Source organism: Streptomyces sp. NPDC048270 (assembly GCF_040652335.1).
GTDB lineage: Bacteria > Actinomycetota > Actinomycetes > Streptomycetales > Streptomycetaceae > Streptomyces.
Genome location: NZ_JBEZLV010000012.1, coordinates 84,642 through 111,298, shown reverse-complemented (window position 1 = coordinate 111,298; position 26,657 = coordinate 84,642). Strand labels below are relative to the sequence as shown.

The 26,657-nt window shown below is 68.3% G+C and carries 34 protein-coding genes; 32 read left to right on the top strand and 2 right to left on the bottom strand.

All coding sequences use genetic code 11. The features are described from left to right. Positions 1-36 precede the first annotated feature (36 nt). Both fusA and tuf read left to right on the top strand, forming a co-directional pair. Positions 37-2,169: an elongation factor G gene (gene fusA, locus AB0D66_RS13740; RefSeq protein WP_362301462.1), complete on the top strand. Its 2,133-nt coding sequence runs from the start codon at positions 37-39 to the stop codon at positions 2,167-2,169. 149 nt (positions 2,170-2,318) lie between these two features. Continuing rightward, on the top strand, positions 2,319-3,512 hold the full coding sequence (gene tuf, locus AB0D66_RS13735; RefSeq protein WP_362301459.1) for an elongation factor Tu: 1,194 nt from the start codon (positions 2,319-2,321) through the stop codon (positions 3,510-3,512). A 192-nt stretch (positions 3,513-3,704) separates the two neighbouring features. Here tuf and rfbC read toward each other — a convergent pair whose 3' ends face one another. Next, complete coding sequence (gene rfbC, locus AB0D66_RS13730; RefSeq protein ID WP_362301457.1) at positions 3,705-4,304, bottom strand: dTDP-4-dehydrorhamnose 3,5-epimerase; 600 nt, start codon at positions 4,302-4,304, stop codon at positions 3,705-3,707. Further along, a complete protein-coding gene (gene rfbA / locus AB0D66_RS13725; protein ID WP_362301454.1) occupies positions 4,301-5,176 on the bottom strand; it encodes a glucose-1-phosphate thymidylyltransferase RfbA in 876 nt (291 codons plus the stop codon). The genes rfbC and rfbA overlap by 4 nt, the downstream gene beginning before the upstream one ends. Positions 5,177-5,258: 82 nt before the next feature. On the opposite strand from rfbA, the gene rfbB reads away from it, so the two are divergent. The 30 genes from rfbB to rplO all read left to right on the top strand — a co-directional run bounded on the left by rfbB (position 5,259) and on the right by rplO (position 26,573). Continuing rightward, entirely contained in the window at positions 5,259-6,236 is a 978-nt protein-coding gene (gene rfbB / locus AB0D66_RS13720; protein WP_362301451.1) for a dTDP-glucose 4,6-dehydratase, read from the top strand. Positions 6,237-6,283: 47 nt separating this feature from the next. Then, a complete protein-coding gene (rfbD, locus tag AB0D66_RS13715) occupies positions 6,284-7,153 on the top strand; it encodes a dTDP-4-dehydrorhamnose reductase (RefSeq protein WP_362301596.1) in 870 nt (289 codons plus the stop codon). Beyond that, a complete protein-coding gene (locus AB0D66_RS13710; protein ID WP_362301448.1) occupies positions 7,150-8,481 on the top strand; it encodes a hypothetical protein in 1,332 nt (443 codons plus the stop codon). The genes rfbD and AB0D66_RS13710 overlap by 4 nt, the downstream gene beginning before the upstream one ends. Positions 8,482-8,549: 68 nt before the next feature. Further along, positions 8,550-9,239 carry a glycosyltransferase family 2 protein gene (locus tag AB0D66_RS13705; protein ID WP_362301445.1) on the top strand — a complete coding sequence of 230 codons (690 nt, stop codon included), beginning with the start codon at positions 8,550-8,552 and terminating at the stop codon, positions 9,237-9,239. Then, positions 9,236-9,652, top strand: a complete 417-nt coding sequence (locus tag AB0D66_RS13700; protein ID WP_362301443.1) for a DUF2304 domain-containing protein — start codon at positions 9,236-9,238, stop codon at positions 9,650-9,652. Before AB0D66_RS13705 ends, AB0D66_RS13700 begins: the two co-directional genes overlap by 4 nt. A 6-nt stretch (positions 9,653-9,658) precedes the next feature. After that, complete coding sequence (locus tag AB0D66_RS13695) at positions 9,659-10,561, top strand: glycosyltransferase family 2 protein (protein ID WP_362301441.1); 903 nt, start codon at positions 9,659-9,661, stop codon at positions 10,559-10,561. 38 nt (positions 10,562-10,599) lie between these two features. Next, positions 10,600-12,432 carry a hypothetical protein gene (locus AB0D66_RS13690; RefSeq protein WP_362301440.1) on the top strand — a complete coding sequence of 611 codons (1,833 nt, stop codon included), beginning with the start codon at positions 10,600-10,602 and terminating at the stop codon, positions 12,430-12,432. A gap of 195 nt (positions 12,433-12,627) precedes the next feature. Next, complete coding sequence (locus tag AB0D66_RS13685; protein ID WP_362301437.1) at positions 12,628-15,213, top strand: N-acetylmuramoyl-L-alanine amidase; 2,586 nt, start codon at positions 12,628-12,630, stop codon at positions 15,211-15,213. 99 nt (positions 15,214-15,312) lie between these two features. After that, entirely contained in the window at positions 15,313-16,434 is a 1,122-nt protein-coding gene (locus AB0D66_RS13680) for a hypothetical protein (protein WP_362301434.1), read from the top strand. Positions 16,435-16,903: 469 nt separating this feature from the next. After that, positions 16,904-17,212 (top strand): 30S ribosomal protein S10, encoded by a 309-nt coding sequence (gene rpsJ / locus AB0D66_RS13675; protein ID WP_003948644.1) that lies wholly within the window; start codon positions 16,904-16,906, stop codon positions 17,210-17,212. Between the two features lie 18 nt (positions 17,213-17,230). Then, the gene (gene rplC, locus AB0D66_RS13670; RefSeq protein ID WP_069921521.1) at positions 17,231-17,875 is read left to right on the top strand and encodes a 50S ribosomal protein L3; all 645 of its coding nucleotides are present in this window, start codon (positions 17,231-17,233) and stop codon (positions 17,873-17,875) included. A 4-nt stretch (positions 17,876-17,879) separates the two neighbouring features. Next, positions 17,880-18,530, top strand: a complete 651-nt coding sequence (gene rplD, locus AB0D66_RS13665) for a 50S ribosomal protein L4 (protein ID WP_030008466.1) — start codon at positions 17,880-17,882, stop codon at positions 18,528-18,530. After that, complete coding sequence (gene rplW / locus AB0D66_RS13660; protein WP_037792012.1) at positions 18,530-18,853, top strand: 50S ribosomal protein L23; 324 nt, start codon at positions 18,530-18,532, stop codon at positions 18,851-18,853. Before rplD ends, rplW begins: the two co-directional genes overlap by 1 nt. Positions 18,854-18,892: 39 nt before the next feature. Continuing rightward, complete coding sequence (gene rplB, locus AB0D66_RS13655) at positions 18,893-19,729, top strand: 50S ribosomal protein L2 (RefSeq protein WP_362301429.1); 837 nt, start codon at positions 18,893-18,895, stop codon at positions 19,727-19,729. Between the two features lie 12 nt (positions 19,730-19,741). Next, positions 19,742-20,023, top strand: coding sequence for a 30S ribosomal protein S19 (gene rpsS, locus AB0D66_RS13650; protein ID WP_008739713.1), 282 nt, complete (start codon positions 19,742-19,744; stop codon positions 20,021-20,023). A gap of 43 nt (positions 20,024-20,066) precedes the next feature. Continuing rightward, a complete protein-coding gene (gene rplV, locus AB0D66_RS13645) occupies positions 20,067-20,414 on the top strand; it encodes a 50S ribosomal protein L22 (RefSeq protein WP_037792011.1) in 348 nt (115 codons plus the stop codon). After that, a complete protein-coding gene (gene rpsC, locus AB0D66_RS13640) occupies positions 20,414-21,256 on the top strand; it encodes a 30S ribosomal protein S3 (protein WP_008739710.1) in 843 nt (280 codons plus the stop codon). Before rplV ends, rpsC begins: the two co-directional genes overlap by 1 nt. Positions 21,257-21,261: 5 nt before the next feature. Further along, complete coding sequence (gene rplP, locus AB0D66_RS13635) at positions 21,262-21,681, top strand: 50S ribosomal protein L16 (protein ID WP_008739704.1); 420 nt, start codon at positions 21,262-21,264, stop codon at positions 21,679-21,681. Next, the gene (gene rpmC, locus AB0D66_RS13630) at positions 21,681-21,905 is read left to right on the top strand and encodes a 50S ribosomal protein L29 (protein ID WP_008739703.1); all 225 of its coding nucleotides are present in this window, start codon (positions 21,681-21,683) and stop codon (positions 21,903-21,905) included. Before rplP ends, rpmC begins: the two co-directional genes overlap by 1 nt. Further along, entirely contained in the window at positions 21,905-22,186 is a 282-nt protein-coding gene (rpsQ, locus tag AB0D66_RS13625) for a 30S ribosomal protein S17 (protein ID WP_030008467.1), read from the top strand. Before rpmC ends, rpsQ begins: the two co-directional genes overlap by 1 nt. Before the next feature lie 105 nt (positions 22,187-22,291). Next, a complete protein-coding gene (rplN, locus tag AB0D66_RS13620) occupies positions 22,292-22,660 on the top strand; it encodes a 50S ribosomal protein L14 (RefSeq protein ID WP_008739701.1) in 369 nt (122 codons plus the stop codon). A 2-nt stretch (positions 22,661-22,662) separates the two neighbouring features. Then, positions 22,663-22,974 carry a 50S ribosomal protein L24 gene (gene rplX / locus AB0D66_RS13615; RefSeq protein ID WP_030008468.1) on the top strand — a complete coding sequence of 104 codons (312 nt, stop codon included), beginning with the start codon at positions 22,663-22,665 and terminating at the stop codon, positions 22,972-22,974. Beyond that, positions 22,974-23,525 carry a 50S ribosomal protein L5 gene (rplE, locus tag AB0D66_RS13610; RefSeq protein ID WP_030154702.1) on the top strand — a complete coding sequence of 184 codons (552 nt, stop codon included), beginning with the start codon at positions 22,974-22,976 and terminating at the stop codon, positions 23,523-23,525. The genes rplX and rplE overlap by 1 nt, the downstream gene beginning before the upstream one ends. 5 nt (positions 23,526-23,530) lie before the next feature. After that, the gene (locus AB0D66_RS13605) at positions 23,531-23,716 is read left to right on the top strand and encodes a type Z 30S ribosomal protein S14 (protein WP_003956452.1); all 186 of its coding nucleotides are present in this window, start codon (positions 23,531-23,533) and stop codon (positions 23,714-23,716) included. A gap of 222 nt (positions 23,717-23,938) precedes the next feature. Then, entirely contained in the window at positions 23,939-24,337 is a 399-nt protein-coding gene (gene rpsH / locus AB0D66_RS13600; protein WP_007265911.1) for a 30S ribosomal protein S8, read from the top strand. Between the two features lie 20 nt (positions 24,338-24,357). Beyond that, a complete protein-coding gene (rplF, locus tag AB0D66_RS13595) occupies positions 24,358-24,897 on the top strand; it encodes a 50S ribosomal protein L6 (RefSeq protein WP_362301424.1) in 540 nt (179 codons plus the stop codon). 2 nt (positions 24,898-24,899) lie between these two features. Then, positions 24,900-25,283, top strand: coding sequence for a 50S ribosomal protein L18 (rplR, locus tag AB0D66_RS13590; RefSeq protein ID WP_030026334.1), 384 nt, complete (start codon positions 24,900-24,902; stop codon positions 25,281-25,283). Between the two features lie 45 nt (positions 25,284-25,328). Next, complete coding sequence (rpsE, locus tag AB0D66_RS13585; RefSeq protein WP_362055123.1) at positions 25,329-25,934, top strand: 30S ribosomal protein S5; 606 nt, start codon at positions 25,329-25,331, stop codon at positions 25,932-25,934. Beyond that, complete coding sequence (gene rpmD / locus AB0D66_RS13580; RefSeq protein ID WP_005313525.1) at positions 25,934-26,116, top strand: 50S ribosomal protein L30; 183 nt, start codon at positions 25,934-25,936, stop codon at positions 26,114-26,116. Before rpsE ends, rpmD begins: the two co-directional genes overlap by 1 nt. A 1-nt stretch (position 26,117) precedes the next feature. Continuing rightward, the gene (rplO, locus tag AB0D66_RS13575; RefSeq protein WP_053682613.1) at positions 26,118-26,573 is read left to right on the top strand and encodes a 50S ribosomal protein L15; all 456 of its coding nucleotides are present in this window, start codon (positions 26,118-26,120) and stop codon (positions 26,571-26,573) included. The last annotated feature ends 84 nt before the right edge of the window (positions 26,574-26,657 follow it).

Below are 26,657 nucleotides of genomic sequence, written 5' to 3'. Positions count from 1 at the left end.
CAACCCACATCGAGACCGAGAGAAGACTGAGCCGATATGGCTACCACTTCGCTTGACCTGGCCAAGGTGCGCAACATCGGCATCATGGCCCACATCGACGCGGGCAAGACGACCACCACCGAGCGCATCCTGTTCTACACCGGTGTGTCTTACAAGATCGGTGAAGTCCACGACGGCGCTGCCACGATGGACTGGATGGAGCAGGAGCAGGAGCGCGGCATCACGATCACGTCCGCCGCGACGACCTGCCACTGGCCGCTCGAGGACGTCGACCACACCATCAACATCATCGACACCCCGGGTCACGTGGACTTCACCGTCGAGGTGGAGCGTTCGCTCCGCGTCCTCGACGGCGCTGTCACCGTGTTCGACGGTGTCGCCGGTGTGGAGCCGCAGTCCGAGACCGTTTGGCGTCAGGCGGACCGCTACGGCGTCCCGCGCATCTGCTTCGTCAACAAGCTGGACCGCACCGGCGCCGAGTTCCACCGCTGCGTCGACATGATCAAGGACCGCCTTGGCGCGGTTCCGATCGTCATGCAGCTCCCGATCGGTGCCGAGGCCGACTTCCAGGGTGTCGTCGACCTGGTCACCATGAAGGCGTTCGTCTGGTCCGCCGAGGCGACCAAGGGCGAGATGTACGACATCGTCGACATCCCCGACACGCACACCGAGGCCGCTGAAGAGTGGCGCGGGAAGCTCGTCGAGACCGTCGCCGAGAACGACGACGAGATCATGGAGCTCTTCCTGAACGGCGACGAGCCGTCCGTGGAGCAGCTGCACGCCGCCGTCCGTCGCATCATCCTCGGCTCCGGCAAGGGCAAGGGCGAGCCCACGATCACCGCGGTGTTCTGTGGCACGGCGTTCAAGAACAAGGGCGTCCAGCCCCTGCTCGACGCCGTCGTCCGCTACCTGCCGTCGCCGCTGGACATCGAGGCCATCGAGGGCCACGACGTCCGCGACGCCGAGGTGGTCGTGAAGCGCAAGCCGTCCGACGAGGAGCCCCTCGCCGCGCTCGCGTTCAAGATCATGAGCGACCCGCACCTCGGCAAGCTCACCTTCGTCCGGGTTTACTCGGGCCGCCTGGAGGCCGGCACTGCGGTGCTGAACTCCGTCAAGGGCAAGAAGGAGCGCATCGGCAAGATCTACCGCATGCACGCGAACAAGCGTGAGGAGATCGACTCGGTGGGCGCCGGCGACATCGTCGCCGTGATGGGCCTGAAGCAGACCACCACCGGTGAGACGCTGTGCGACGACAAGCAGCCCGTGATCCTGGAGTCCATGGACTTCCCGGCTCCGGTCATCCAGGTCGCCATCGAGCCCAAGTCCAAGGGTGACCAGGAGAAGCTGGGTGTCGCCATCCAGCGTCTCGCGGAGGAGGACCCCTCCTTCCACGTTCACTCGGACGAGGAGACGGGCCAGACCATCCTCGGCGGTATGGGCGAGCTGCACCTCGAGGTGCTGGTCGACCGTATGAAGCGCGAGTTCAAGGTCGAGGCCAACGTCGGCAAGCCGCAGGTCGCGTACCGCGAGACGATCCGCAAGGCCGTCGAGCGCCACGACTACACCCACAAGAAGCAGACCGGTGGTACCGGTCAGTTCGCCAAGGTGCAGATCGCGATCGAGCCCATCACCGAGACCGACGGTCCGGCGTACGAGTTCGTGAACAAGGTCACCGGTGGACGCGTCCCGAAGGAGTACATCCCTTCGGTCGACGCCGGTGCGCAGGAGGCCATGCAGTTCGGCATCCTGGCCGGCTACGAGATGACGGGCGTTCGCGTCACGCTTCTCGACGGTGGCTACCACGAGGTCGACTCCTCCGAGCTCGCCTTCAAGATCGCCGGTTCGCAGGCCTTCAAGGAGGCCGCGCGCAAGGCTTCTCCCGTGCTCCTCGAGCCGATGATGGCCGTAGAGGTCACCACGCCCGAGGACTACATGGGTGACGTCATCGGCGACATCAACTCCCGCCGTGGCCAGATCCAGGCCATGGAGGAGCGTCACGGCGCTCGCGTCGTGAAGGGCCTCGTGCCGCTTTCGGAGATGTTCGGCTACGTCGGAGACCTCCGCAGCAAGACCTCGGGTCGCGCCAGCTACTCGATGCAGTTCGACTCCTACGCCGAGGTTCCCCGGAACGTCGCCGAGGAGATCATCGCGAAGGCCAAGGGCGAGTAACTCTTCCGAGTTCACGCTTTAGGCTTGCCACCGGAGCCTCTGGGGCAACAGGAGCACCCCTCCCGTTGCCCCGGGGGAACCGGCTATCCAGCAAAGATCACCTGGCGCCGATCTGTAAGGCGTACAGAACCACTCTCAGGAGGACCCCCGTGGCGAAGGCGAAGTTCGAGCGGACTAAGCCGCACGTCAACATCGGCACCATCGGTCACATTGACCACGGTAAGACGACCCTCACGGCCGCCATTACCAAGGTGCTGCACGACAAGTACCCGGACCTGAACGCGGCTTCGGCCTTCGATCAGATCGACAAGGCTCCTGAGGAGCGCCAGCGCGGTATCACCATCTCGATCGCGCACGTCGAGTACCAGACCGAGGCGCGTCACTACGCCCACGTCGACTGCCCGGGTCACGCGGACTACATCAAGAACATGATCACCGGTGCCGCGCAGATGGACGGCGCGATCCTCGTGGTCGCCGCCACCGACGGCCCGATGCCGCAGACCAAGGAGCACGTGCTCCTGGCCCGCCAGGTCGGCGTTCCGTACATCGTCGTCGCCCTGAACAAGGCCGACATGGTGGACGACGAGGAGATCCTGGAGCTCGTCGAGCTCGAGGTCCGTGAGCTGCTCTCCGAGTACGACTTCCCGGGCGACGACCTGCCGGTCGTCCGCGTCTCCGCGCTGAAGGCGCTCGAGGGCGACAAGGAGTGGGGCGACAAGCTCATCGGCCTCATGGACGCCGTCGACGAGGCCATCCCGACCCCGCCGCGTGACACCGAGATGCCGTTCCTCATGCCCGTCGAGGACGTCTTCACGATCACCGGTCGCGGTACGGTCGTCACCGGCCGTATCGAGCGTGGTGTCCTGAAGGTCAACGAGACCGTCGACATCATCGGTATCAAGGAAGAGAAGACCACCACCACCGTCACCGGTATCGAGATGTTCCGCAAGCTCCTCGACGAGGGCCAGGCGGGCGAGAACGTCGGTCTGCTCCTCCGTGGCATCAAGCGCGAGGACGTCGAGCGCGGCCAGGTCATCATCAAGCCCGGTTCGGTCACCCCGCACACCGAGTTCGAGGCCCAGGCCTACATCCTGTCGAAGGACGAGGGTGGCCGTCACACCCCCTTCTTCAACAACTACCGTCCGCAGTTCTACTTCCGTACCACGGACGTCACGGGTGTCGTCACCCTGCCGGCCGGCACGGAGATGGTCATGCCGGGCGACAACACCGAGATGACGGTCGCGCTGATCCAGCCGGTCGCCATGGAGGAGGGCCTGAAGTTCGCCATCCGTGAGGGTGGTCGTACCGTGGGCGCCGGCCAGGTCACCAAGATCACGAAGTAATTCGTGTTCTGACCTGGTAGCTCGGTCACCGAGCACCAAGTTGCACTGGAGGGCCCCGTCCCACCGCTCCGGCGGAGGGACGGGGCCCTTCGGCGTTCCCCGGCTTCCCCGACGGCCGTGGACAACGCAAGAGGGCCGCACCCCCGGTCGGGGTGCGGCCCTCTCTCGTACGGGCGGGCGGAGCGGAGCCGGTCAGCTCACGTGCAGCGACTCGGTGAACTCCTTGCAGGCCGCGTAGTCGGGCAGCAGCCCGGAGGCGATGGCCTCGGCCAGCGAGGGAGCGGCCTCGTCACGGGCGGACAGCTGCGGGACGTCGGCCGGCCACTCGATGCCGAGGTCGGCGTCGAGCGGGTGAACCGAGTGCTCGCCGGTCGGGTTGTACGTCTCCGAGCAGAGGTACGAGAGCGTGGCGTCGTCGCTCAGTGCGCAGAAGCCGTGGCCCAGGCCCTCGGGGATGTAGACCGCGCGGCGGTCCACGTCGTCGAGGCGGACGCCTTCCCAGCGGCCGAAGGTGGGGGAGCCCACCCGGAGGTCGACGATGACGTCGAGCACGGCGCCGCGCACGCAGGTCACGTACTTGGCCTGGCCGCGCGGCACGTCGGCGAAGTGGATGCCGCGGACCACGCCCGTGGCGGAGACCGAGAGGTTCGCCTGCGCCAGGTTCAGCGGGTGGCCGACGACCTCGGCGAGCCGGTCGAAGCGGTACCACTCGGTGAACAGGCCGCGCGGGTCGCCGTGCAGCTGCGGGGTGACCTCGAAGGCGCCCTCGATGGAGAGCTCGCGGAACTTCATCGCGCGGCCTCCTCGTCGAGCAGGGTCAGCAGGTAGTCGCCGTAACCGCTCTTGGTGAGGGGCTCGGCGAGCGCGCGCAGCTGCGCGGAGTCGATCAGGCCGGCCCGCCAGGCCGCCTCCTCGATGCAGCCGATCTTGAAGCCCTGGCGCTCCTCGATCACGCGGACGAACTCGGAGGCCTGGACCATCGAGACGAAGGTGCCGGTGTCCAGCCACGCCGTACCGCGGTCGAGGATGGTGACGTTCAGCTCACCGGCCTGGAGGTAGGCGTCGTTGACGGCCGTGATCTCCAGCTCGCCGCGGGCGCTGGGCTTCAGGCCGCGGGCGATCTCGACGACCTGGTTGTCGTAGAAGTACAGGCCCGGCACCGCGTAGCGGGACTTGGGCTTGACCGGCTTCTCCTCGATGGAGATGGCCTGGCCCTTCTCGTCGAACTCCACGACGCCGTACGCCGTCGGGTCCGCCACCGGGTACGCGAACACCCGGCCGCCCTTGGCGCCGGTGTGCTGGGCCAGGCGCGTGCCGAGGCCGCTGCCGTGGAAGATGTTGTCGCCGAGGATGAGCGCGACGGACTCGTCACCGATGAAGTCGGCGCCGAGGACGAAGGCCTGGGCGATGCCCTCCGGACGCTCCTGGACGGCGTACTCCAGCCGCAGGCCGAACTGCGAACCGTCGCCGAGCAGCCGCTCGAACTGGTCGCGGTCTTCCGGAGTGGTGATGATCAGGATCTCGCTGATGCCCGCCATCACCAGGGTGGAGAGGGGGTAGTAGATCATCGGCTTGTCGAAGACGGGCAGCAACTGCTTCGAGACTGCCCGGGTCAGCGGCCAGAGTCGGGATCCGGTACCACCGGCCAAGAGGATTCCACGCATGGGGAGAACCCTATGCGAGAGGGCGTGGGGGAGCCGAGCCCAGGGCATGTGACGTTCGGCGGGCGGCTAGACTCTTCGTATTATGCGCATCCTCGTGACCGGCGGCGCCGGCTTCATCGGTTCAGAATTCGTCCGCCAGCAGCTCGGTGCAGATGCCTCGGCCCGGATCACGGTCTTCGACAAGCTGACCTACTCCGGAGTCGAAGAGAATCTGGCGCCGGTCGCGGACCACCCCGGATACACCTTCGTCAAGGGCGACATCTGCGACGCCGAGGCCGTCGACCAGGTGATGGCCGGCCACGACGTCGTCGTGCACTTCGCCGCCGAGTCCCACGTGGACCGCTCCATCGCGGGTGCGGGCCCCTTCGTGATGACCAACGTGGTGGGCACCCAGGTCCTGCTGGACGCCGCCCGCAAGCACGGCGTCGGCCGCTTCGTCCACATCTCCACCGACGAGGTCTACGGCTCGATCAGCGAGGGCTCCTGGACCGAGGAGTGGCCGCTGGTGCCGAACTCCCCGTACTCCGCCTCCAAGGCGTCGTCCGACCTGCTCGCGCTGGCCTACCACCGCACGCACGGCATGGACGTGGTGGTCACCCGCTGCTCCAACAACTACGGGCACTACCAGTTCCCGGAGAAGGTCATCCCGCTGTTCGTCTCCAACCTGATGGACGGCAAGAAGGTCCCGCTGTACGGCAACGGCGGCAACGTCCGCGACTGGCTGCACGTCTCCGACCACTGCCGCGGCATCGACCTGGCCATGCGCAAGGGCCGCGCCGGCGAGGTCTACAACATCGGCGGCGGCACCGAGCTCACCAACAAGGAGCTCACCGGCGTCCTGCTCGAGGCGGCGGGCCTCGGCTGGGAGATGGTCGAGCAGGTCGAGGACCGCAAGGGCCACGACCTCCGCTACTCCATCGACATCAGCAAGATCGGCGCCGAGCTGGGCTACGCCCCGCAGGTCACCTTCGAGGACGGCATCAAGGCCACGATCGAGTGGTACCGCGAGAACCGCGCCTGGTGGGAGCCGCTCAAGGTGAAGGCAGCGCTGCAGAAGTGACCGCCAGCCCCGTGGCCACGCGCTGGCTCGTCACCGGCGCCGCCGGGATGCTCGGCCAGGACCTCCTGGCCGTCCTGAAGGACGCCGGCATCGAGGCCGTCGGCCTCGGCCGGGCCGACCTCGACATCACCGACCCGGCCGCCGTCCGGTCCGCCGTCGAGGGCGCCGCCGTGGTCGTCAACTGTGCCGCCTGGACCGACGTGGACGGAGCGGAGACGGCCGAGGAGGCCGCCACCGCCGTCAACGGCACCGGCGTACGGGTCCTCGCCGAGGCCTGCGCCGCGGCCGGCGCCCGCCTGCTCCACGTCTCCACCGACTACGTGCTGCCCGGCGACGCCTCGCAGCCGTACCCGGAGGACGCCGAGACCGGTCCGGTCAACGCCTACGGGCGGACCAAGCTGGTCGGCGAGCAGGCCGTCGCCGAACTGCTGCCGCAGGACGGCTACGTCGTGCGCACCGCCTGGCTGTACGGCGAGCACGGGCCCAACTTCGTCGCCACCATGCTGAAGCTGGCCGCCCAGCGGGACACCCTGGACGTCGTCGACGACCAGCACGGCCAGCCCACCTGGTCGTACGCGCTCGCCCGCCGGCTCGTCGAGCTGGGGCAGGCCGCGCTGGAGGGCCGCGCCCCCGGCGGCGTCTACCACGGCACCGCGAGCGGCCGGACGACCTGGCTGGGCCTGGCCCGCGAGGCCTACCGGCTCGGCGGGCTGGACCCGGAGCGGATCCGTCCGACCACCTCGGCGGCGTTCGTGCGCCCGGCCGCCCGCCCGGCCTTCAGCGTGCTCGCACACGACCGCTGGGCCGAAGCGGGCCTGGCGCCCCTCGCCGACTGGCGCGAGCAGCTCGCCGAAGCGCTCGGCACCCCGGTCTTCGCCGCACTGGCCACGCAGGCCCAAGGCGGCCGGGCGGGATGAGAACCCTGCTGAACAAGCTGACCGCGGCGCTGCCGCCGGGCACCGTCGCGGTGGCCGGCGGCACCGTCGTGCTCGGCGCGGCCTCCTACGTCCACCTGGGCGTGGCCGGCCACAGCCTGTCCGAACAGGACATGGCGAACGTCTCGGTGCTGTGGACGATCGTGATGTCCATCGGCATCGGCGTGTTCTTCCCCATCGAGCAGGAGCTCACCCGGATCGTCTCCGCCCGCGTGGTCCTGGGCCAGGGCACCACCCCGGTGCTGCGCCGCGCCACCCTGCTGACCGCGGGGATGCTCGGCACGACCCTGCTCGTCCTCGGCCTCGGCGCCGGCCCGATCGCCGACCTGCTCTTCCAGGGCGACCGCGCCCTGGTCGCGGCGCTCGGCGGGGCCTTCGCGGGCATGGCCGTCTGCTACCTCACCCGAGGAGTGCTGGCCGGCCTCGGCCGCTTCGCCGCGTACGGCACGCAGCTCGCCGTCGACGGCGGCCTGCGGATCGTGCTCGCCTTCGGCTGCGCGCTGCTCGGACTGAACTCCGCGCTCGCCTTCAGCCTGGTCCTCGCCATCGCGCCCGTCATCGCGACGCTCGTCACCCTGCCTGCGCTGCTGCGCGCGGTCGGCCCCGGCGAGCCGATCGCCTGGCGCGAGCTGTGCAACGGCCTGGGCCTGCTGATCTGCGCGACCCTGCTGTCGCAGGCCGTGGTCAACGCGGCGGTCCTGAGCACCAAACTGCTGGCCCCGACCGACAGCGTGCTGATCGCCGCCCTGCTGAGCGCGCTGGTCCTGGCGCGGGTGCCGCTCTTCGTCTTCGGCTCGCTCCAGGCCTCGCTGCTGAGCGGCCTCACCGCGGCCTTCACCGCCGGGGACCGGGTCGCGTTCTGGGCGATGCTGCGCCGGATCGCGATGGTCGTCGGCGGGCTCGGCCTGCTCGGCGGGGTGCCCGCCACCGCGCTCGGCCCGTGGCTGATCGAGGTGCTGTTCGGCGCCAAGCCGAGGCTGGGCTGCTTCGACTTCTTCCTGATGTCCGCGGGCACCGTGGCGTACATGTTCGCGATGGTCCTCGGACAGGCGCTCATGGTATTCAAACGGCACAACCTGCAACTGCTCTGCTGGGCCCTCGGGACCGCGGTCCTGGTGGGCATCACCCTGATCCCGGGGGACGTGGCCGTGCGCGTGATCGTTGCCTACGCCGTGGGCTCCCTCGCCACCGTGCTCGCTATGCTGGCAGCGCTGAGGCTGAGCTTCCCCGGAGCGGCTGCTGCAGCCACCGAAGGGCCCGGGCAGAAGGCCGACACCGGCCGCCTGGGCGTGGGCGCGGTCGGGAAATGACCATGCCTGCCCACGACGTCACACCGATCACCGAGCACTCGTTTGTGCCCCGTTCCGCTGGAGCTACCGTGTCCGATTACGACGATGTCTGGCTGGTCATACCGGCCTATAACGAGGGCCAGGTGATCGCCGACGTGGTCGAGGGGGCCCGCAAGACGTTCCCCAACATCGTCGTCGTCGACGACGGCAGCACCGACGACTCGGCCCGTCACATAGCCACCACCGGCGCACACCTGGTGCGCCACCCGGTCAACCTCGGCCAGGGCGCGGCCCTGCAGACCGGCCTCACGTACGCGCTCGCCCAGCCCGGCGCCCGCTACTTCGCCACCTTCGACGCCGACGGCCAGCACCAGACCAAGGACGTCGAGACGATGGTCGCGGTGCTGCGCCGCGACGAGGCCGACGTCGTGCTCGGCTCCCGCTTCATCGAGCAGAACGGCCAAGTGCCGTGGATCAAGCAGGTGGTGCTGCGTACGGCCGCCGCGGTCAGCCCCACCGCCCGCAAGCTCAAGCTCACCGACGCGCACAACGGTCTGCGCGTCCTGAGCCGTGCAGCCGCCGAGCAGCTGAACATCACCATGAACGGCATGGCGCACGCGTCCGAGCTCGTCGGCTTCCTGGCCGGCTCCGACCTGCGGGTCACCGAGGTCCCGGTGGACATCCTCTACACCGATTACTCACGCGCCAAGGGTCAGTCCCTGATCAACGGCGTCAACATCCTTTTTGACATTTCGCTGCGGGAGCGTGGGCGTCGATGAAGTACTTCTGGATCCAGCTGCTGCTGATCCTCGGCTCGGTGTCCATGGCACTCATGTTCATCCGGACCTGGGGCCAGGCGAAGAACCGGGCGTGGAAGCGCATAGCGTTCTCCGTGTTCGTGGTCGTCAACGTCTACGCGGTGCTCCGCCCGACGGACGTCACCTGGCTCGCCCAGCAGCTCGGCGTCGGCCGAGGCACCGACCTGGTGCTCTACGTGATGGTGCTCGCGATGGGCTTCCTCACGCTCAACACCTTCCTGCGCTTCCGGTCGCTGGAGAAGAAGATCACCGACCTGGCGCGGACCGTGGCCATCAACGAAGGCGTCCGGCACAACGACGAGCGCCTCGGGCAGGAGCCCGCCGCGGGTTCCGGCGCGGCCGCCGACGCCGACTCCGACTCCGTGAAGGCCTGACGCTCCATGGTGACCTTCGACTTCATGCTCCCCTACTACGGGGACGTGCAGCTGATGCAGGACGCGGTGCGCAGCGTCCTGGCGCAGACCGACCGGGACTTCCGGCTCGTCGTCATCGACGACGGCAAGGAGCCGGACGTACCCGGCTGGTTCGAGCAGCTCGGCGACGAGCGGGTCCACTACACCCGCAACGAGCAGAACCTCGGCATCACCAAGAACTTCCAGAAGTGCGCGGAGCTCTCCGAGGCCGACTACGTGGTCATCATGGGCTGCGACGACATCCTGCACCCGCACTACCTGGAGACCGTCCGCGGGATCGTCGGCGCCCACGCGGGCGTCGGCATGGTCCAGCCCGGCGTCGAGGTCATCGACGGCTCGGGCCGGGTCATGCAGGGCGGCCTGGCCGACAACACCAAGAAGCGGCTGTACGCGCCGCAGGTGAAGGGCCGCCGCCTGATGGGCGGGGAGGAGCTGGCCGCCAGCGTGCTGCGCGGGAACTGGCTGTACTTCCCCTCCATCGCCTGGCGCGGAGAGGCGCTGCGCAAGGTCAACTTCCGCGACGACTACTCGGTGATCCAGGACCTGGCGCTGGTGGTCGACCTGCTGGAGGCCGGTGAGGAGATGGTGATCGACCAGTCGACCACCGTCTTCCAGTACCGCCGCCACGCGGTCAGCGAGTCCTCGGTGCAGGCCTTCTCCGGCACCCGGTTCGCCGAGGCCGAGCGGTACTTCGCCGCGGTCGCCGCGCGCATGGACGCCCGCGGCTGGCCCAAGGCCGCCCGGGCGGCGCGCTTCCACAGCGCCTCCCGCCTGCACGCGCTCACCATGCTCCCCGGCGCCCTGCGCCGCGGGCACCGGGAGGGCGCCCGCACCCTGGCGAAGCACGCCTTCACCTCCGGCCAGAACTGAGCCGACAGCCGGTACCGCACACCACGAAACGGACTGAGATGACGCACCTGGCCCCCGAGGAGGTCGGTGAGGCCGGCGCTCCGGCGCCCCGCCCCGCCCCGACAGCGGAAGGAAAGAGCCGTCTGTCCTCCTCACGGAGCCGGGCGTGGCTCTCCCGGCGGTGGGTGCTGCCGCTGGCCGAGGCCGTCGTCAGCCTCGTGGCCGCCCTCGGGTTCACGCTGCTGAGCACGCACATCAGCGTGAACCCGCTGATCCGGGTCGGCCAGGTCAGCGGCCTCGCCAAGCTCCAGCAGTACGCGGCCGTCCTCGGCCTGCCGCTGCTCGCGGTGCTGCTGTACACCGCCTACCGCGGCTCGCTCCTGCGCCACCAGGCGGCCAAGCGCCTGGTGTGCGCCGCGCTGGCCGGGCTCGCCACCGGCGTGCTGGCCGGCGGCGTGGTCGTCGCCCTGCGCGGCACGCCCTGGGGGCTCGGCGGCCAGGAGGGCGACCCGAGCGCCCTGATCGCCATGGCGAACTCGTTCCTGCACGGCGAGAGCATGTCGGGCATCTACCCGCCCCTGTTCCCCGGCCTGATGGCCGTCTGGGCGAAGATCCGCTACGACGTGCCCGGCGGCACCGGGTTCGCGCTGAAGGACTTCCAGATCTTCTTCACCGCGATCGCGGGCCCGATGACGTACCTGGCCTGGCGGCTGCTGCTCCGGCCGTTCTGGGCGCTGCTCATCGCCGTGCCCTCGGCCCTCCTCTTCATGGACCCGATCCGCCCCTACAGCCACGGCAGCATGCTCGTCCTGCTGCCGCTGCTCGGCTACTGCCTGCGCGAGATGCGCCGCTCCGGCGAGCGCCCGCTGCGCCGGTCGCTGCTGCGCGGCGCGGTCCTCGGCCTGGTCTTCGGCGTGGTCTTCCTCTGGTACTCCGGCTGGTACGTCTGGGCCGCGCCCGGGGTGTTCGTGCTCGCGCTGTGCCTCTTCCCCTGGCGCGCCGGCAAGACGGCGGTCAAGCGGGCCGGCGCGTTCGTCGGCGTCACGCTGCTGACGGCCGGTGTCGTCGGCGCCCCGCTGATCTACCAGATGGCCCGGCTCGGTTCCCAGACCCCGGACCGCTACGCCTTCCTGGCGGTGTACGTCGACCCGGCCTACGTGCTGGGCTGGGTGTCCGACCGGTCCGGGAAGCTGGAGTACCAGACCTGGCCGGCGGCCGGAGAGATGGCGGGCCAGAGCGGCTTCGCCCTGCTGCTGCTGTTCGCCGTGGGCCTGGGCGTCGGTCTGGCGCTGCGCAACACCATGGTGCTGACCGCCGCCGCCACCCTGGCCGGCGCCTGGCTGGCCCGCTTCTGGTTCGCCTCGCACATGGCGCACGACAAGGCCGTTCAGCTCTACCCGCGCACCACCTGGATCATCATGTACTGCCTGATGATCCTGGCCGTCCTCGGCATGATGGCCGTGGTCAACCGGGGCTCCGGCTGGGCCGAGCGCACCCTGCGGCCGAGCGGCGCCGCCCCGGCCGCCCGGGTCGTTCCCCGGCGGGTGGTCGCGCAGCTCGCGGCCGGCATGGTGTGCGCGATCGCGCTGTTCGCCACGATGGGCGCGTCCTGGTCGGTCAACCGGTACATGCCGCAGTCCGACAACATGACGATGGGCATCGACGCCTGGCGGGCCCACACCATCAAGAAGGCGGACGGCAGCTGCCCGCGCTTCGCGCCGAACAAGAAGAACTGCGCGGACATCGTCACCAACGACTGGCGGCAGAACCCCGACGACGGCGAGCTGTGGTGCGGCGGCATCGGGCCGCTGAACTGGAAGACCGTGTGCGGGCGCAAGGCGCCGGCCTCGGAGCTGAAGAAGGAAGAGCAGGAGCAGAAGGCGAAGCAGTAGCCTCCGCCCCAACCGAGGACCCCCGTACCGCAGTTCGCCGCGGACCGGGGGTCCTCGTGCGCGGGCGCGCCTCCGTTCCCCGTACACCCACCCCCCTGTTCGACCCGTCACCGGAGGCCAGTAGCATCCGGCCGGTCAGGCATGTCTTCTGACGGACTCACAACAGGGGTTGGGGACAACTTGAAACTAGGTCGTGTGCGCGGTACGGCTCTGGCCGCCGCGCTCGGTGTCGTCGCGGTCTTCGGCATCCAGGGCGTCGCGAACGGCGTCGACGGCGACGGCGAGGTGTCGCCGTACAGCGCGGGCGCCCGCGAGAAGGGCCCGGTCGAGGGGGAGCTGCACAAGCTCGCGCTGAAGCCCAAGGGCAAGGGCGAGGCCGTCCTCTCCCAGCAGGACACCGAGCCCTTCGGGCTCCTCGGCGTCTCCTGGACCGACCCCGAGGCCGAGGTGAAGGGCAAGATCGAGGCCCGCACCCGGGACGCCGCCACCGGCAAGTGGTCGAAGTGGAAGGTGCTGGAGCAGGCCGAGTCCGGCCTCGACGGCAAGCGCCCGGGCCTGCGCGGTGCGACCGAGCCCGTCTGGGTCGGTCCCTCCGACGGGGCCGAGGTGCGGGTGGGCGGCGGCGCCGCCGAACTGCCCGCCGGCATGGAACTGAACATGGTGGACCCGGGTGCGGGCGCCGCGAAGGCCAGGAAGAAGGGCTCCCTGGGCCTCGGCCCGGCCGCCCTCGCCCTTCCCGCGGCGGACCCGGCGCCGACGACGCCGGGGCCGGAGTCGACCGCCCCGCGGCCGGACGTGGTCTCGCGCGTGCAGTGGGGCGCCGACGAGTCCCTGAACAACGAGGGCCCGGTCTACCTCCCGGGCGCGAAGGTCAAGGCGTTCTTCGTCCACCACACCGCGTCCACCGCGCCGTACGAGTGCTCCGAGTCCGCGGCCATCGTGCGCGGTCTGCACGTCTACCACGTGAAGACCAACGGCTGGCGGGACCTCGGCTACAACTTCCTCGTCGACAAGTGCGGCAACCTCTTCGAGGGCCGCCAGGGCGGTGTGGACCAGCCCGTCCTGGGCGCGCACACCTTCGGCTGGAACCAGGAGTCGTCGAGCATCGCGGTCCTCGGCGACTACACGAACGGCGGGGCCTCGGCCGCGGCGCTCGAAGGCATCTCCAAGGTCGCGGCGTACAAGCTGGGCCAGTACGACGGCGACATGAACGGCACCACGACGCTGACCGCCGGCGCCTCCCAGCCGAACTTCTTCGGCACCAAGTTCGTCCAGGGCCAGCAGTACACCTTCAAGACCGTCTCGGGCCACCGCGACGGCTTCAACACCCAGTGCCCGGGCAACCAGCTCTACCCGCAGCTGGACTCCCTGCGGACGTCGGGCCCCGCGGCCCAGCTGAAGATCGCCTCGGTGAACGGGGCGGCGGCCACGCCGGGCGCCACCCTGCCCAGCGGCGCGGCCCTCACGGTCGACTGGACCACCGGCACCGCGAGCGGCCAGCTGAGCAAGTTCGAGGTGCTGGTCGACGGCGAGTCCGTCGCGGTCGCCGGCGCTTCGGACCGCAAGGCCCTGGCCGCGGTGACCGACGGCCGCCACGAGGTCCGGGTCAAGGCGACCGCCGCGAACGGCAAGGTCTCCACGAGCCTCCCGGTCACCGTCGAGGCGAACGTACCGGGCGCCAAGTTCGTCCCGATGTCCCCGAAGCGCCTGATGGACACCCGTGAGGGGCTCGGCGTGCGCAAGGGCCCGGTCGGCTCGGGCGGCGTGGTCACCCTGCCGGTGGCGGCCGCCACCGGCGGCACGCCCACCGCGGTCGTGCTGAACGTGACGGCGACGAACCCGACGGAGCCGAGCTTCGTGTCGGTGTACCCGGGCGGTACGACCCGCTCCAGCGCGTCGAACCTGAACTTCACCCCGGGCAAGACGATCCCCAACCTGGTGGTCGTGCCGGTCATCAACGGGACCGTCAGCTTCTACAACAACCAGGGCAACGTCGACCTCATCGCCGACATCACCGGCTACTTCACCTCGAGCGGTGAGGGCGCCACGCAGACCAACTTCGGCCCCAAGCGCCTGATGGACACCCGTGAGGGCCTGGGCGTCCCGAAGGGCCCGGTCGGTACCGGCGGCGTGGTCACCCTGCCCGTCGCGGGCGTCGACGGCGTCCCGGCCACCGGCGTCAAGGCCGTGGTGCTGAACGTGACGGCGACGAACCCGACGCAGCCGAGCTTCGTGTCCGTCTACCCGAGCGGTACGACCCGCTCCAGCGCCTCGAACCTGAACTTCACCCCGGGCCAGACGATCCCCAACCTGGTGGTCGTGCCGGTCGTGGACGGGAAGGTCAGCTTCTTCAACAACCAGGGCACGGTCGACCTCATCGCCGACATCACGGGCTACTTCACGGACGGGGACGCGGGCGCCGTGCAGGCGAACTTCGGCCCCAAGCGTCTGATGGACACCCGTGCGGGCCTGGGCGTCCGCCAGGGCCCGGTGGCCGGCGGCAGCGTCGTCACGCTGCCGGTGGCGGGCGTCGGCGGCATCCCGGCGAGCGGGGTGAAGGCCGTGGTGCTGAACGTGACCGCGACGAACCCGACCGAGGCGAGCTTCGTGTCGGTGTTCCCGAGCGGTACGACCCGTACGAGCGCCTCGAACCTGAACTTCACCGCCGGTCTCACGATCCCCAACCTGGTGGTCGTGCCGGTCGTGGACGGGAAGGTCAGCTTCTACAACAACGCGGGGTCGGTGGACCTCATCGCGGACATCACGGGCTATTTCAGCTAGCCGCCTGAACTGCTCTTTCCGCACGTGAGAGGCTCCGCACCAGAGGGTGCGGGGCCTCTCCCGCATTCCGGGGCAGGGGACGGGACAGGGGACATGGGAATGAACGACGAGGGAAGACCGGGCGTCTCCGACGAGGAGTGGGCCCGGTTCGCGCAGGGGGCCGCCGAGGGGGCGGGGGACGCGCCGGGGGAGCCGTCCGCGCGGCAGCGGATGGTGACCGAGCGGCTGCGCCGCGAGCAGGACCCGCCGGGCTGGCGCACCGGCCCGGCCTGGCAGGAGCTCGAGGGCCGGGGGAGGCGGGGGCGGCGGCTCAAGGCCGCCTTGGCCGTCGTGGTCATCGCGGGGGTCGCGCTGATCGCCGTACGGCCGGAGCTGCTCATCGACCGCCTCACGGGCACCTCGGGGGCCCGGGAGGACGCGCGCAACGCTCCCCCTCTGGCCGCGGAGACCGCGCCCCCGAGCGAGGCGCCGCCGGCGGTCGACCCCGACCGTCCGACCTTGCAGGAACCTTTCCGCGGCTCCCCGGCCCTCCAGTGGGCGGACGGCGCCGCCGGTATCGAGCTGCCCGCGGCCGAGGCCGTGGGCGGGATGACCGAGCAGGAGGTCGCCGACGCGCTGGAGAAGGCCAAGCAGTTCCTGGTCGCCGCCAACCTCGACCCCGCGACCCTGCGGGGGGAGCGGCCGAAGGCCGCGCTGGCCCTGCTGGACCCCAAGGACGGCGAGACCGCGGCGCTCCTGGACAAGTCCCTGGCGAAGCCGGACCGGGAACAGGACCCGCTGAACCTGTTCACCCGCTACGACCCGGCCGAGCTGGCGCTCGTGGGCGACGTGGTCAAGGTGCGCGGCCGGATGTGGGTCGAACCCGGCGCCCAGTCCGGCCAGGCCAGGGTGCGGGCCGACTACACCTTCGTCTACCCGCTCGTGAAGGCCGCGCCCGGCGCGGACCAGGTCGAGCGGACCATCGTGCGCCGCGAGATCACCCTGTCGATCGCCGACCGGCGCAAGTGGGAGGCCACGGCCGGCCGGCTCTGGCTGGAGTCCTACCGCGTCGACCTCGCGAACAGCGCGTGCGAGGTGTACGACGGCTACGTGCACCCGGCCTTCGACGCGGACCCGGTGACCGGAGTGACGCCCTCCGGGACCCCCGAGGACCCGTACGACCGGAGCAAGGGCATCGACGCCACCAGCCAGGAAGGCTGCGGCAGCGTGTCCCGGTCCTGACCGGGGGAGATGCCCCGCCGGGCGCGACGGGTGCGGTGGTTTGACCACGCAGCGTGGCGGGGTATTGTCTTCCGCCCGATTGGCCAGGTACGTGCCTCGTATGGCAGACTACTCAAGTTGCTCGGCTGAGTGCCGATGCTGCGCGCCTCCCGCCGGGAGGACCGGAAGCGAGTCCCACAGTACTCGTCGTCCTTAATCTGCCTTCCGGGGCAGCAATGGGGGCGGACGTACGGGAATCTTCTGGGAAGTGTCAGCACGGTGCCCACCAGGCGCTCGGTGGGTGTTTCTCCCCCGACACGCGGTCTCAGGGACCGCACCCCCTTGGATGAGGGAATTTCCGTATGGGAATTTTCTGTAGAGGGAGTGCGACACGCCCGACCGCGTGGGTCGGAGGAAGAACCGCGGGATCCGTCCCGCAGCCGCCCGAGGGCCAGAGCGTTCCACATACAGACAGGACTACGGAGTAGCCATGGCGGGACAGAAGATCCGCATCCGGCTCAAGGCCTACGACCACGAGGTCATCGACTCCTCGGCGAAGAAGATCGTCGAGACGGTGACGCGCACTGGTGCGTCGGTCGCGGGCCCGGTGCCGCTGCCCACTGAGAAGAACGTGTACTGCGTCATCAAGTCGCCGCACAAGTACAAGGACTCGCGCGAGCACTTCGAGATGCGCACGCACAAGCGCCTGATCGACATCCTCGACCCGACGCCGAAGACCGTTGACTCCCTGATGCGACTCGACCTCCCGGCCGGTGTCGACATCGAGATCAAGCTCTAAGGGCCGGTGATCTGAGAGATGGCAAAGCAGATCAAGGGCATCCTGGGCGAGAAGCTCGGCATGACGCAGGTGTGGGACGAGAACAACCGTGTTGTTCCCGTCACCGTCGTCAAGGCCGGCCCGAACGTCGTGACCCAGGTCCGTACCAACGACATCGACGGCTACGAGTCGGTCCAGATCGCCTTCGGCGAGATCGACCCGCGCAAGGTGAACAAGCCCCTCAAGGGCCACTTCGCCAAGGCCGACGTGACCCCCCGCCGCCACCTGGTGGAGCTCCGCACCTCCGACGCCAGCGAGTACACGCTCGGCCAGGAGATCACTGCTGAGGTGTTCGAGTCCGGCGTCAAGGTTGACGTCACGGGCAACAGCAAGGGCAAGGGCTTCGCCGGTGTCATGAAGCGGCACAACTTCCGGGGCCTCGGCGCCGGTCACGGTGTGCAGCGCAAGCACCGCTCCCCCGGTTCGATCGGTGGCTGCGCCACCCCTGGGCGTGTCTTCAAGGGCATGCGCATGGCCGGTCGCATGGGCAACGAGCGTGTCACCACCCAGAACCTGACCATCCACGCGGTTGACGCGGAGAAGGGTCTGCTCCTCATCAAGGGCGCGGTCCCCGGTCCGAACGGCGGCCTCGTCCTGGTCCGTACCGCGGCCAAGGGGGCTTGAGGTAATGAGCACCATTGACATCCTTTCGCCGGCAGGCGACAAGGCCGGTACCGTCGAGCTCCCCGCGGAGATCTTCGACGCGAAGACCAGCGTTCCGCTGATCCACCAGGTCGTTGTCGCCCAGCTGGCAGCTGCCCGTCAGGGCACGCACAAGACCAAGCGTCGTGGCGAAGTCCGTGGTGGTGGCCGCAAGCCGTACCGCCAGAAGGGCACCGGCCGCGCGCGCCAGGGTTCGACCCGTGCGCCGCAGTTCGTCGGCGGTGGCGTCGTCCACGGCCCGCAGCCGCGTGACTACTCCCAGCGGACCCCCAAGAAGATGAAGGCCGCCGCCCTCCGCGGTGCCCTCTCGGACCGTGCGCGTCACTCCCGCATCCACGTCGTCACCGGCGTGGTCGAGGGTGCCGCCTCCACGAAGGCCGCCAAGACGCTGTTCGGCAAGATCTCGGAGCGCAAGAACCTGCTCCTGGTCGTCGAGCGTGCCGACGAGGCCGCGTGGCTGTCCGCCCGCAACCTGCCCCAGGTCCACATCCTGGAGCCGGGCCAGCTGAACACGTACGACGTGATCGTCTCTGACGACGTGGTCTTCACTCAGGCCGCTTTCGAGTCCTTCGTGTCTGGCCCCAAGGCCGATGAGACCGAAGGGAGCGACGCCTGATGTCTGAGGCGACCGTTACCAGCAAGACCTTCACTGACCCGCGCGACCTGCTGATCAAGCCGGTTGTCTCGGAGAAGAGCTACGCGCTGCTGGACGAGAACAAGTACACGTTCATCGTCGCGCCTGGCGCCAACAAGACCCAGATCAAGCAGGCCGTCGAGGCGGTCTTCTCGGTCAAGGTCACCGGGGTCAACACGATCAACCGTCAGGGTAAGCGCAAGCGCACCAAGACCGGTTTCGGCAAGCGCGCGAACACCAAGCGCGCCATCGTGACCCTCGCTGAGGGCGACCGAATCGACATCTTCGGCGGCCAGGCCTCCTAACGGAGGTCTAGTCGTCCGGAATCGGACGAGGACTGAGAAATGGGTATCCGCAAGTACAAGCCGACGACCCCGGGCCGTCGTGGCTCCAGCGTCGCCGACTTTGTCGAGATCACGCGGTCCACGCCGGAGAAGTCGCTGGTTCGCCCGCTGCACAGCAAGGGCGGCCGTAACAACACCGGTCGGATCACTGTTCGCCACCAGGGTGGCGGTCACAAGCGCGCCTACCGCGTGATCGACTTCCGTCGTCACGACAAGGACGGCGTGCCGGCCAAGGTCGCGCACATCGAGTACGACCCCAACCGCACGGCGCGCATCGCGCTGCTGCACTACGCCGACGGCGAGAAGCGCTACATCCTGGCGCCGAAGAGCCTGAAGCAGGGCGACCGGATTGAGAACGGCCCCACGGCCGACATCAAGCCCGGCAACAACCTGGCACTGCGCAACATCCCGGTCGGTACCACGATCCACGCGATCGAGCTCCGTCCCGGTGGCGGCGCCAAGTTCGCCCGCTCCGCTGGTGCCTCCGTGCAGCTGCTGGCGAAGGAGGGCACCATGGCCCACCTCCGCATGCCGTCCGGCGAGATCCGTCTCGTCGACGCGCGCTGCCGCGCCACGGTCGGCGAGGTCGGCAACGCCGAGCAGTCGAACATCAACTGGGGCAAGGCCGGCCGCATGCGCTGGAAGGGCGTTCGCCCGTCCGTCCGCGGTGTCGCGATGAACCCGGTTGACCACCCGCACGGTGGTGGTGAGGGCAAGACCAGTGGTGGTCGCCACCCGGTCTCCCCGTGGGGTCAGAAGGAGGGTCGTACTCGCTCGCCGAAGAAGGCTTCGAGCAAGTACATCGTCCGCCGCCGCAAGACGAACAAGAAGCGCTAGGAGCGGGTTTAGATGCCGCGCAGTCTCAAGAAGGGGCCCTTCGTCGACGACCACCTCGTAAAGAAGGTGGACGTCCAGAACGAAGCCGGCACCAAGAACGTCATCAAGACCTGGTCCCGTCGCTCGATGATCATCCCCAGCATGCTGGGTCACACCATCGCGGTGCACAACGGCAAGACCCACGTCCCGGTGTTCGTCACCGAGTCGATGGTCGGCCACAAGCTCGGCGAGTTCTCGCCGACTCGCACCTTCCGCGGCCACGTCAAGGACGACCGGAAGTCGAAGCGCCGCTAAAGGCGGGGTGGTTACGACTATGACTTACACCGAAGGGACAACCATGGAAGCCAGGGCCCAGGCGCGGTACATCCGCGTCACGCCCATGAAGGCCCGCCGAGTGGTGGACCTTATCCGTGGCATGGATGCCACGGAGGCTCAGGCGGTCCTGCGTTTCGCCCCGCAGGCCGCGAGCGTGCCGGTTGGCAAGGTGCTGGACAGCGCCATTGCCAATGCCGCACACAACTACAACCACCCGGACGCCTCCACGCTGGTCATCAGCGAGGCGTTCGTGGACGAGGGCCCGACCCTGAAGCGGTTCCGTCCGCGTGCGCAGGGCCGTGCCTACCGGATCCGCAAGCGGACCAGCCACATCACCGTGGTCGTCAGCAGCAAGGAAGGTTCCCGGTAATGGGCCAGAAGGTAAACCCGCACGGGTTCCGGCTCGGCATCACCACCGACTTCAAGTCGCGTTGGTACGCCGACAAGCTGTACAAGGACTACGTCAAGGAAGACGTCGCCATCCGTCGGATGATGACGTCCGGCATGGAGCGCGCCGGCATCTCGAAGGTTGAGATCGAGCGCACCCGTGACCGCGTGCGGGTGGACATCCACACCGCTCGTCCGGGCATCGTCATCGGCCGCCGTGGCGCCGAGGCCGACCGCATCCGCGGTGACCTCGAGAAGCTCACGGGCAAGCAGGTCCAGCTGAACATCCTCGAGGTCAAGAACCCCGAGCTCGACGCTCAGCTGGTTGCCCAGGCCGTTGCCGAGCAGCTCTCCTCCCGCGTCTCCTTCCGTCGTGCCATGCGCAAGAGCATGCAGGGCACGATGAAGGCCGGCGCCAAGGGCATCAAGATCCAGTGTGGCGGCCGTCTCGGCGGCGCCGAGATGTCCCGCTCCGAGTTCTACCGCGAAGGCCGTGTGCCGCTGCACACCCTCCGCGCGAACGTGGACTACGGCTTCTTCGAGGCCAAGACCACCTTCGGCCGTATCGGTGTGAAGGTCTGGATCTACAAGGGCGACGTCAAGAACATCGCCGAGGTTCGCGCCGAGAACGCTGCGGCCCGTGCGGGTAACCGCCCGGCCCGTGGCGCGCAGGGCGCAGGCGACCGTCCCGCCGGCCGTGGTGGCCGTGGTGGCGAGCGCGGCGGCCGTGGTGGCCGCAAGCCGCAGCAGGCTGCTGGTGCCGAGGCCCCCAAGGCCGACGCTCCTGCCGCCGCTCCGGCCGAGAGCACCGGAACGGAGGCCTGACCGACATGCTGATCCCTCGTAGGGTCAAGCACCGCAAGCAGCACCACCCCAAGCGCAGTGGCATGGCGAAGGGCGGTACTGAGGTCACGTTCGGTGAGTACGGCATCCAGGCGCTGACCCCGGCGTACGTGACGAACCGCCAGATCGAGGCGGCTCGTATTGCGATGACCCGCCACATCAAGCGTGGCGGCAAGGTCTGGATCAACATCTACCCGGACCGCCCGCTGACGAAGAAGCCTGCCGAGACCCGCATGGGTTCCGGTAAGGGTTCTCCCGAGTGGTGGATCGCCAACGTGCACCCGGGCCGGGTCATGTTCGAGCTGTCCTACCCGAACGAGAAGATTGCTCGTGAGGCGCTCACCCGCGCTGCTCACAAGCTTCCGATGAAGTGCCGGATTGTTCGGCGCGAGGCAGGTGAGTCGTGATGGCGACGGGAACCAAGGCGTCCGAGCTGCGTGAGCTCGGCAACGAGGAGCTCGTTGGCAAGCTGCGCGAGGCCAAGGAGGAGCTGTTCAAGCTCCGCTTCCAGGCGGCCACGGGTCAGCTGGAGAACAACGGCCGGCTCAAGTCCGTCCGTAAGGACATCGCTCGCATCTACACCCTGATGCACGAGCGTGAGCTCGGTATCGAGACGGTGGAGAGCGCCTGATGAGCGAGAACAACGTGACTGAGAAGACCGAGCGCGGTTTCCGCAAGACCCGTGAGGGTCTGGTCGTCAGCGACAAGATGGACAAGACCGTCGTCGTCGCCGTCGAGGACCGCGTCAAGCACGCCCTGTACGGCAAGGTCATCCGCCGTACGAACAAGCTCAAGGCGCACGACGAGCAGAACGCTGCCGGCGTCGGCGACCGCGTCCTCATCATGGAGACGCGTCCGCTGTCGGCGAGCAAGCGCTGGCGCATCGTCGAGATCCTCGAGAAGGCCAAGTAAGCACCTGAGGGGTTTCCCTTAGGTTCGTTCCGCCAGGCTCGGTGGGGGCCCACCTCTCCGGAGTGAAGCCCCCGCCGGGAACCGGCAGACAAACAGGAGATACACGTGATCCAGCAGGAGTCGCGACTGCGTATCGCCGACAACACTGGTGCCAAGGAAATCCTTTGCATCCGTGTTCTCGGTGGTTCCGGTCGCCGCTACGCGGGCATCGGTGACGTCATCGTCGCCACCGTCAAGGACGCGATCCCCGGTGGCAACGTGAAGAAGGGTGACGTCGTCAAGGCGGTCATCGTTCGCACCGTCAAGGAGCGTCGCCGCCAGGACGGCTCGTACATCCGCTTTGACGAGAACGCCGCCGTCATTCTGAAGAACGACGGCGACCCTCGCGGCACCCGTATCTTCGGCCCGGTGGGCCGTGAGCTGCGCGAGAAGAAGTTCATGAAGATCATCTCGCTCGCGCCGGAGGTGCTGTAAGCATGAAGATCAAGAAGGGCGACCTGGTTCAGGTCATCACCGGTAAGGACAAGGGCAAGCAGGGCAAGGTCATCGTCGCCTTCCCCGCCGACAACCGCGTCCTCGTCGAGGGTGTCAACCGGGTCAAGAAGCACACCAAGGCTGCGCAGAACCAGGCCGGTGGCATTGTGATCACCGAGGCCCCGGTCCACGTCAGCAACGTTCAGCTGGTTGTGGAGAAGGACGGCAAGAAGGTCGTCACCCGCGTCGGCTACCGCTTCGACGACGAGGGCAACAAGATCCGCGTTGCCAAGCGGACGGGTGAGGACATCTGATGGCTACCACTCCGCGTCTCAAGACGAAGTACCGCGAGGACATCGCGGGCAAGCTGCGTGAGGAGTTCTCCTACGAGAACGTCATGCAGATCCCCGGCCTCGTGAAGATCGTGGTCAACATGGGTGTGGGCGACGCCGCCCGCGACTCCAAGCTGATCGACGGCGCCATCCGCGACCTGACGACGATCACCGGTCAGAAGCCGGCCGTCACGAAGGCCCGCAAGTCCATCGCGCAGTTCAAGCTGCGTGAGGGTCAGCCGATCGGCTGCCACGTCACCCTCCGTGGTGACCGCATGTGGGAGTTCCTGGACCGTACGCTGTCGCTCGCGCTGCCGCGTATCCGTGACTTCCGCGGTCTGTCGCCGAAGCAGTTCGACGGCCGTGGCAACTACACCTTCGGTCTCACGGAGCAGGTCATGTTCCACGAGATCGACCAGGACAAGATCGACCGTACCCGGGGTATGGACATCACCGTGGTCACCACGGCGACCAACGACGCTGAGGGCCGCGCGCTCCTTCGTCACCTCGGCTTCCCCTTCAAGGAGGCGTAAGCGAGATGGCGAAGAAGGCTCTCATCGCGAAGGCTGCCCGCAAGCCCAAGTTCGGTGTGCGTGCGTACACCCGCTGCCAGCGCTGCGGTCGTCCCCACTCCGTGTACCGCAAGTTCGGCCTGTGCCGCGTCTGCCTTCGTGAGATGGCTCACCGTGGCGAGCTGCCGGGCGTGACCAAGAGCTCCTGGTAATCACCCTCGTCCGCAAGGACTTGGGCGTTACCAGGCACTCTCGGTAAGCATCTGGACGGTGGGTGCCCGGCCGCGCATGCCTTAGGCTTGTGTGGTTGGGCGTCCGCCGCCCATAACGACTTACTACGCCGTAGGTCCCCGCACCGCACCCGTCCCGCCACTGAGTGGGGAGAGGGATGGCGCATACAGGAAACCCCGGCGAGAGAGGCCGAAGGCCACTTCATGACCATGACTGACCCGATCGCAGACATGCTCACGCGTCTGCGTAACGCTAACTCGGCGTACCACGACACCGTCGTGATGCCGCACAGCAAGATCAAGTCGCACATCGCAGAGATCCTCAAGCAGGAGGGTTTCATCACCGGCTGGAAGGTCGAGGACGCCGAGGTCGGCAAGAACCTCGTCCTCGAGCTGAAGTTCGGGCCGAACCGCGAGCGCTCCATTGCGGGCATCAAGCGGATCTCGAAGCCCGGTCTGCGCGTGTACGCGAAGTCCACCAACCTGCCGAAGGTCCTCGGCGGCCTGGGCGTGGCGATCATCTCCACGTCCCACGGTCTCCTGACCGGCCAGCAGGCAGGCAAGAAGGGCGTAGGTGGGGAAGTCCTCGCCTACGTCTGGTAGTCGGGAACGGAGGAAAAGCAATGTCGCGAATCGGCAAGCTCCCCATCCAGGTTCCCGCCGGTGTGGACGTCACCATCGATGGCCAGACGGTTGCTGTGAAGGGCCCCAAGGGTTCCCTCGAGCACACCGTTAAGGCGCCCATCGCAATCGTCAAGGACGAGGACGGCGTTCTGAACGTCACCCGCCCGAACGACGAGCGTCAGAACAAGGCCCTGCACGGCCTGTCCCGCACGCTGGTGGCGAACATGATCACCGGTGTGACCACGGGGTACGTCAAGGCTCTCGAGATCAGCGGTGTCGGTTACCGCGTGGCCGCGAAGGGCTCCAACCTGGAGTTCCAGCTCGGCTACAGCCACCCGATCCTGGTGGAGGCGCCCGAGGGCATCTCCTTCAAGGTCGAGTCGCCGACCAAGTTCTCGGTCGAGGGCATCGACAAGCAGAAGGTCGGCGAGGTCGCCGCCAACATCCGCAAGCTGCGGAAGCCCGACCCGTACAAGGCCAAGGGTGTCAAGTACGCCGGCGAAGTCATCCGCCGCAAGGTCGGAAAGGCTGGTAAGTAGCCATGGCATACGGTGTGAAGATCGCCAAGGGCGACGCGTACAAGCGCGCTGCCAAGGCTCGCCGCCACATCCGCATCCGCAAGAACGTCTCGGGTACGGCGGAGCGTCCGCGCCTCGTCGTGACGCGTTCCAACCGCAACATCGTTGCTCAGGTCATCGACGACCTCCAGGGCCACACCCTGGCGTCGGCGTCGACCCTGGACGCTTCGATCCGCGGTGGCGAAGGCGACAAGAGCGCCCAGGCCCAGGCTGTCGGCGCGCTCGTCGCCGAGCGTGCCAAGGCCGCGGGTGTCGAGACCGTCGTGTTCGACCGCGGTGGCAACCGATACGCCGGGCGCATTGCCGCTCTGGCTGACGCCGCCCGCGAAGCCGGGCTGAAGTTCTAAGCCCCGGTTCCGGGACTCACGGACGTAACAGAGAGAGGTAATCCAATGGCTGGACCCCAGCGCCGCGGAAGCGGTGCCGGTGGCGGCGAGCGGCGGGACCGGAAGGGTCGCGACGGTGGCCCTGCCGCCGAGAAGACCGCTTACGTTGAGCGCGTTGTCGCGATCAACCGCGTCGCCAAGGTTGTCAAGGGTGGTCGCCGCTTCAGCTTCACCGCGCTGGTCGTGGTGGGCGACGGTGACGGCACCGTAGGTGTCGGTTACGGCAAGGCCAAGGAAGTTCCCGCGGCCATCGCCAAGGGCGTCGAGGAAGCCAAGAAGAACTTCTTCAAGGTTCCGCGCATCCAGGGCACCATCCCTCACCCGATCACGGGCGAGCGTGCCGCGGGCGTCGTGCTCCTGAAGCCGGCTGCTCCCGGTACCGGTGTTATCGCCGGTGGCCCGGTGCGCGCCGTTCTGGAGTGCGCCGGCGTTCACGACATCCTGTCGAAGTCGCTCGGCTCGTCCAACGCGATCAACATCGTGCACGCGACCGTTGCCGCGCTCAAGGGCCTGCAGCGTCCCGAGGAGATCGCGGCTCGCCGTGGTCTGCCCCTCGAGGACGTCGCTCCCGCGGCTCTGCTTCGTGCACGTGCCGGGGCGGGTGCTGCGTAATGGCACGCCTCAAGATCACGCAGACGAAGTCGTACATCGGCAGCAAGCAGAACCACCGCGACACTCTGCGTTCGCTCGGGCTCAAGCGCCTGAACGACGTGGTCGTCAAGGAGGACCGCCCCGAGTTCCGCGGAATGGTGCACACCGTCCGCCACCTCGTGACGGTTGAGGAGGTTGACTAACATGGCTGAGAACAGCCCGCTGAAGGCCCACAACCTCCGTCCCGCCCCCGGTGCCAAGACCGCGAAGACCCGTGTCGGTCGTGGTGAGGCGTCGAAGGGTAAGACGGCCGGTCGTGGTACGAAGGGCCAGAAGGCCCGTTACCAGATCCCGCAGCGCTTCGAGGGTGGGCAGATGCCCCTCCACATGCGTCTGCCGAAGCTCAAGGGCTTCAAGAACCCGTTCCGCACCGAGTTCCAGGTCGTGAACCTGGACAAGCTCGGCGCTCTCTACCCCGAGGGTGGAGAGGTCACGGTGGCCGACCTGGTCGCCAAGGGCGCGGTGCGCAAGAACAGCCTCGTCAAGGTCCTGGGCCAGGGCGAGATCTCCGTGGCGCTGCAGGTTTCGGTTGACGCCGTCTCCGGCTCCGCCAAGGAGAAGATTGCCGCCGCCGGTGGCACTGTCACCGAGCTCGTCTAAGACGAATCCAGTGGCTAAATAGCTCGAAACCCGACCGGGGATGCCTCACATATGGGGCATCCCCGGTTGGTCGTTCCACGGGAG

Bases quoted from the DNA above. Each gene is read 5' to 3' on its own strand.
- fusA (WP_362301462.1), top strand. From the start codon at position 37: ATGGCTACCACTTCGCTTGACCTGGCCAAGGTGCGCAACATCGGCATC.
- rfbC (WP_362301457.1), bottom strand. From the start codon at position 4,304: ATGAAGTTCCGCGAGCTCTCCATCGAGGGCGCCTTCGAGGTCACCCCG.
- rfbA (WP_362301454.1), bottom strand. From the start codon at position 5,176: ATGCGTGGAATCCTCTTGGCCGGTGGTACCGGATCCCGACTCTGGCCG.
- rfbB (WP_362301451.1), top strand. From the start codon at position 5,259: ATGCGCATCCTCGTGACCGGCGGCGCCGGCTTCATCGGTTCAGAATTC.
- rfbD (WP_362301596.1), top strand. From the start codon at position 6,284: ATGCTCGGCCAGGACCTCCTGGCCGTCCTGAAGGACGCCGGCATCGAG.
- AB0D66_RS13710 (WP_362301448.1), top strand. From the start codon at position 7,150: ATGAGAACCCTGCTGAACAAGCTGACCGCGGCGCTGCCGCCGGGCACC.
- AB0D66_RS13700 (WP_362301443.1), top strand. From the start codon at position 9,236: ATGAAGTACTTCTGGATCCAGCTGCTGCTGATCCTCGGCTCGGTGTCC.
- AB0D66_RS13695 (WP_362301441.1), top strand. From the start codon at position 9,659: ATGGTGACCTTCGACTTCATGCTCCCCTACTACGGGGACGTGCAGCTG.
- AB0D66_RS13690 (WP_362301440.1), top strand. From the start codon at position 10,600: ATGACGCACCTGGCCCCCGAGGAGGTCGGTGAGGCCGGCGCTCCGGCG.
- AB0D66_RS13680 (WP_362301434.1), top strand. From the start codon at position 15,313: ATGAACGACGAGGGAAGACCGGGCGTCTCCGACGAGGAGTGGGCCCGG.
- rpsJ (WP_003948644.1), top strand. From the start codon at position 16,904: ATGGCGGGACAGAAGATCCGCATCCGGCTCAAGGCCTACGACCACGAG.
- rplC (WP_069921521.1), top strand. From the start codon at position 17,231: ATGGCAAAGCAGATCAAGGGCATCCTGGGCGAGAAGCTCGGCATGACG.
- rplD (WP_030008466.1), top strand. From the start codon at position 17,880: ATGAGCACCATTGACATCCTTTCGCCGGCAGGCGACAAGGCCGGTACC.
- rplW (WP_037792012.1), top strand. From the start codon at position 18,530: ATGTCTGAGGCGACCGTTACCAGCAAGACCTTCACTGACCCGCGCGAC.
- rplB (WP_362301429.1), top strand. From the start codon at position 18,893: ATGGGTATCCGCAAGTACAAGCCGACGACCCCGGGCCGTCGTGGCTCC.
- rpsS (WP_008739713.1), top strand. From the start codon at position 19,742: ATGCCGCGCAGTCTCAAGAAGGGGCCCTTCGTCGACGACCACCTCGTA.
- rplV (WP_037792011.1), top strand. From the start codon at position 20,067: ATGGAAGCCAGGGCCCAGGCGCGGTACATCCGCGTCACGCCCATGAAG.
- rpsC (WP_008739710.1), top strand. From the start codon at position 20,414: ATGGGCCAGAAGGTAAACCCGCACGGGTTCCGGCTCGGCATCACCACC.
- rplP (WP_008739704.1), top strand. From the start codon at position 21,262: ATGCTGATCCCTCGTAGGGTCAAGCACCGCAAGCAGCACCACCCCAAG.
- rpmC (WP_008739703.1), top strand. From the start codon at position 21,681: ATGGCGACGGGAACCAAGGCGTCCGAGCTGCGTGAGCTCGGCAACGAG.
- rpsQ (WP_030008467.1), top strand. From the start codon at position 21,905: ATGAGCGAGAACAACGTGACTGAGAAGACCGAGCGCGGTTTCCGCAAG.
- rplX (WP_030008468.1), top strand. From the start codon at position 22,663: ATGAAGATCAAGAAGGGCGACCTGGTTCAGGTCATCACCGGTAAGGAC.
- rplE (WP_030154702.1), top strand. From the start codon at position 22,974: ATGGCTACCACTCCGCGTCTCAAGACGAAGTACCGCGAGGACATCGCG.
- AB0D66_RS13605 (WP_003956452.1), top strand. From the start codon at position 23,531: ATGGCGAAGAAGGCTCTCATCGCGAAGGCTGCCCGCAAGCCCAAGTTC.
- rpsH (WP_007265911.1), top strand. From the start codon at position 23,939: ATGACCATGACTGACCCGATCGCAGACATGCTCACGCGTCTGCGTAAC.
- rplF (WP_362301424.1), top strand. From the start codon at position 24,358: ATGTCGCGAATCGGCAAGCTCCCCATCCAGGTTCCCGCCGGTGTGGAC.
- rplR (WP_030026334.1), top strand. From the start codon at position 24,900: ATGGCATACGGTGTGAAGATCGCCAAGGGCGACGCGTACAAGCGCGCT.
- rpsE (WP_362055123.1), top strand. From the start codon at position 25,329: ATGGCTGGACCCCAGCGCCGCGGAAGCGGTGCCGGTGGCGGCGAGCGG.
- rpmD (WP_005313525.1), top strand. From the start codon at position 25,934: ATGGCACGCCTCAAGATCACGCAGACGAAGTCGTACATCGGCAGCAAG.
- rplO (WP_053682613.1), top strand. From the start codon at position 26,118: ATGGCTGAGAACAGCCCGCTGAAGGCCCACAACCTCCGTCCCGCCCCC.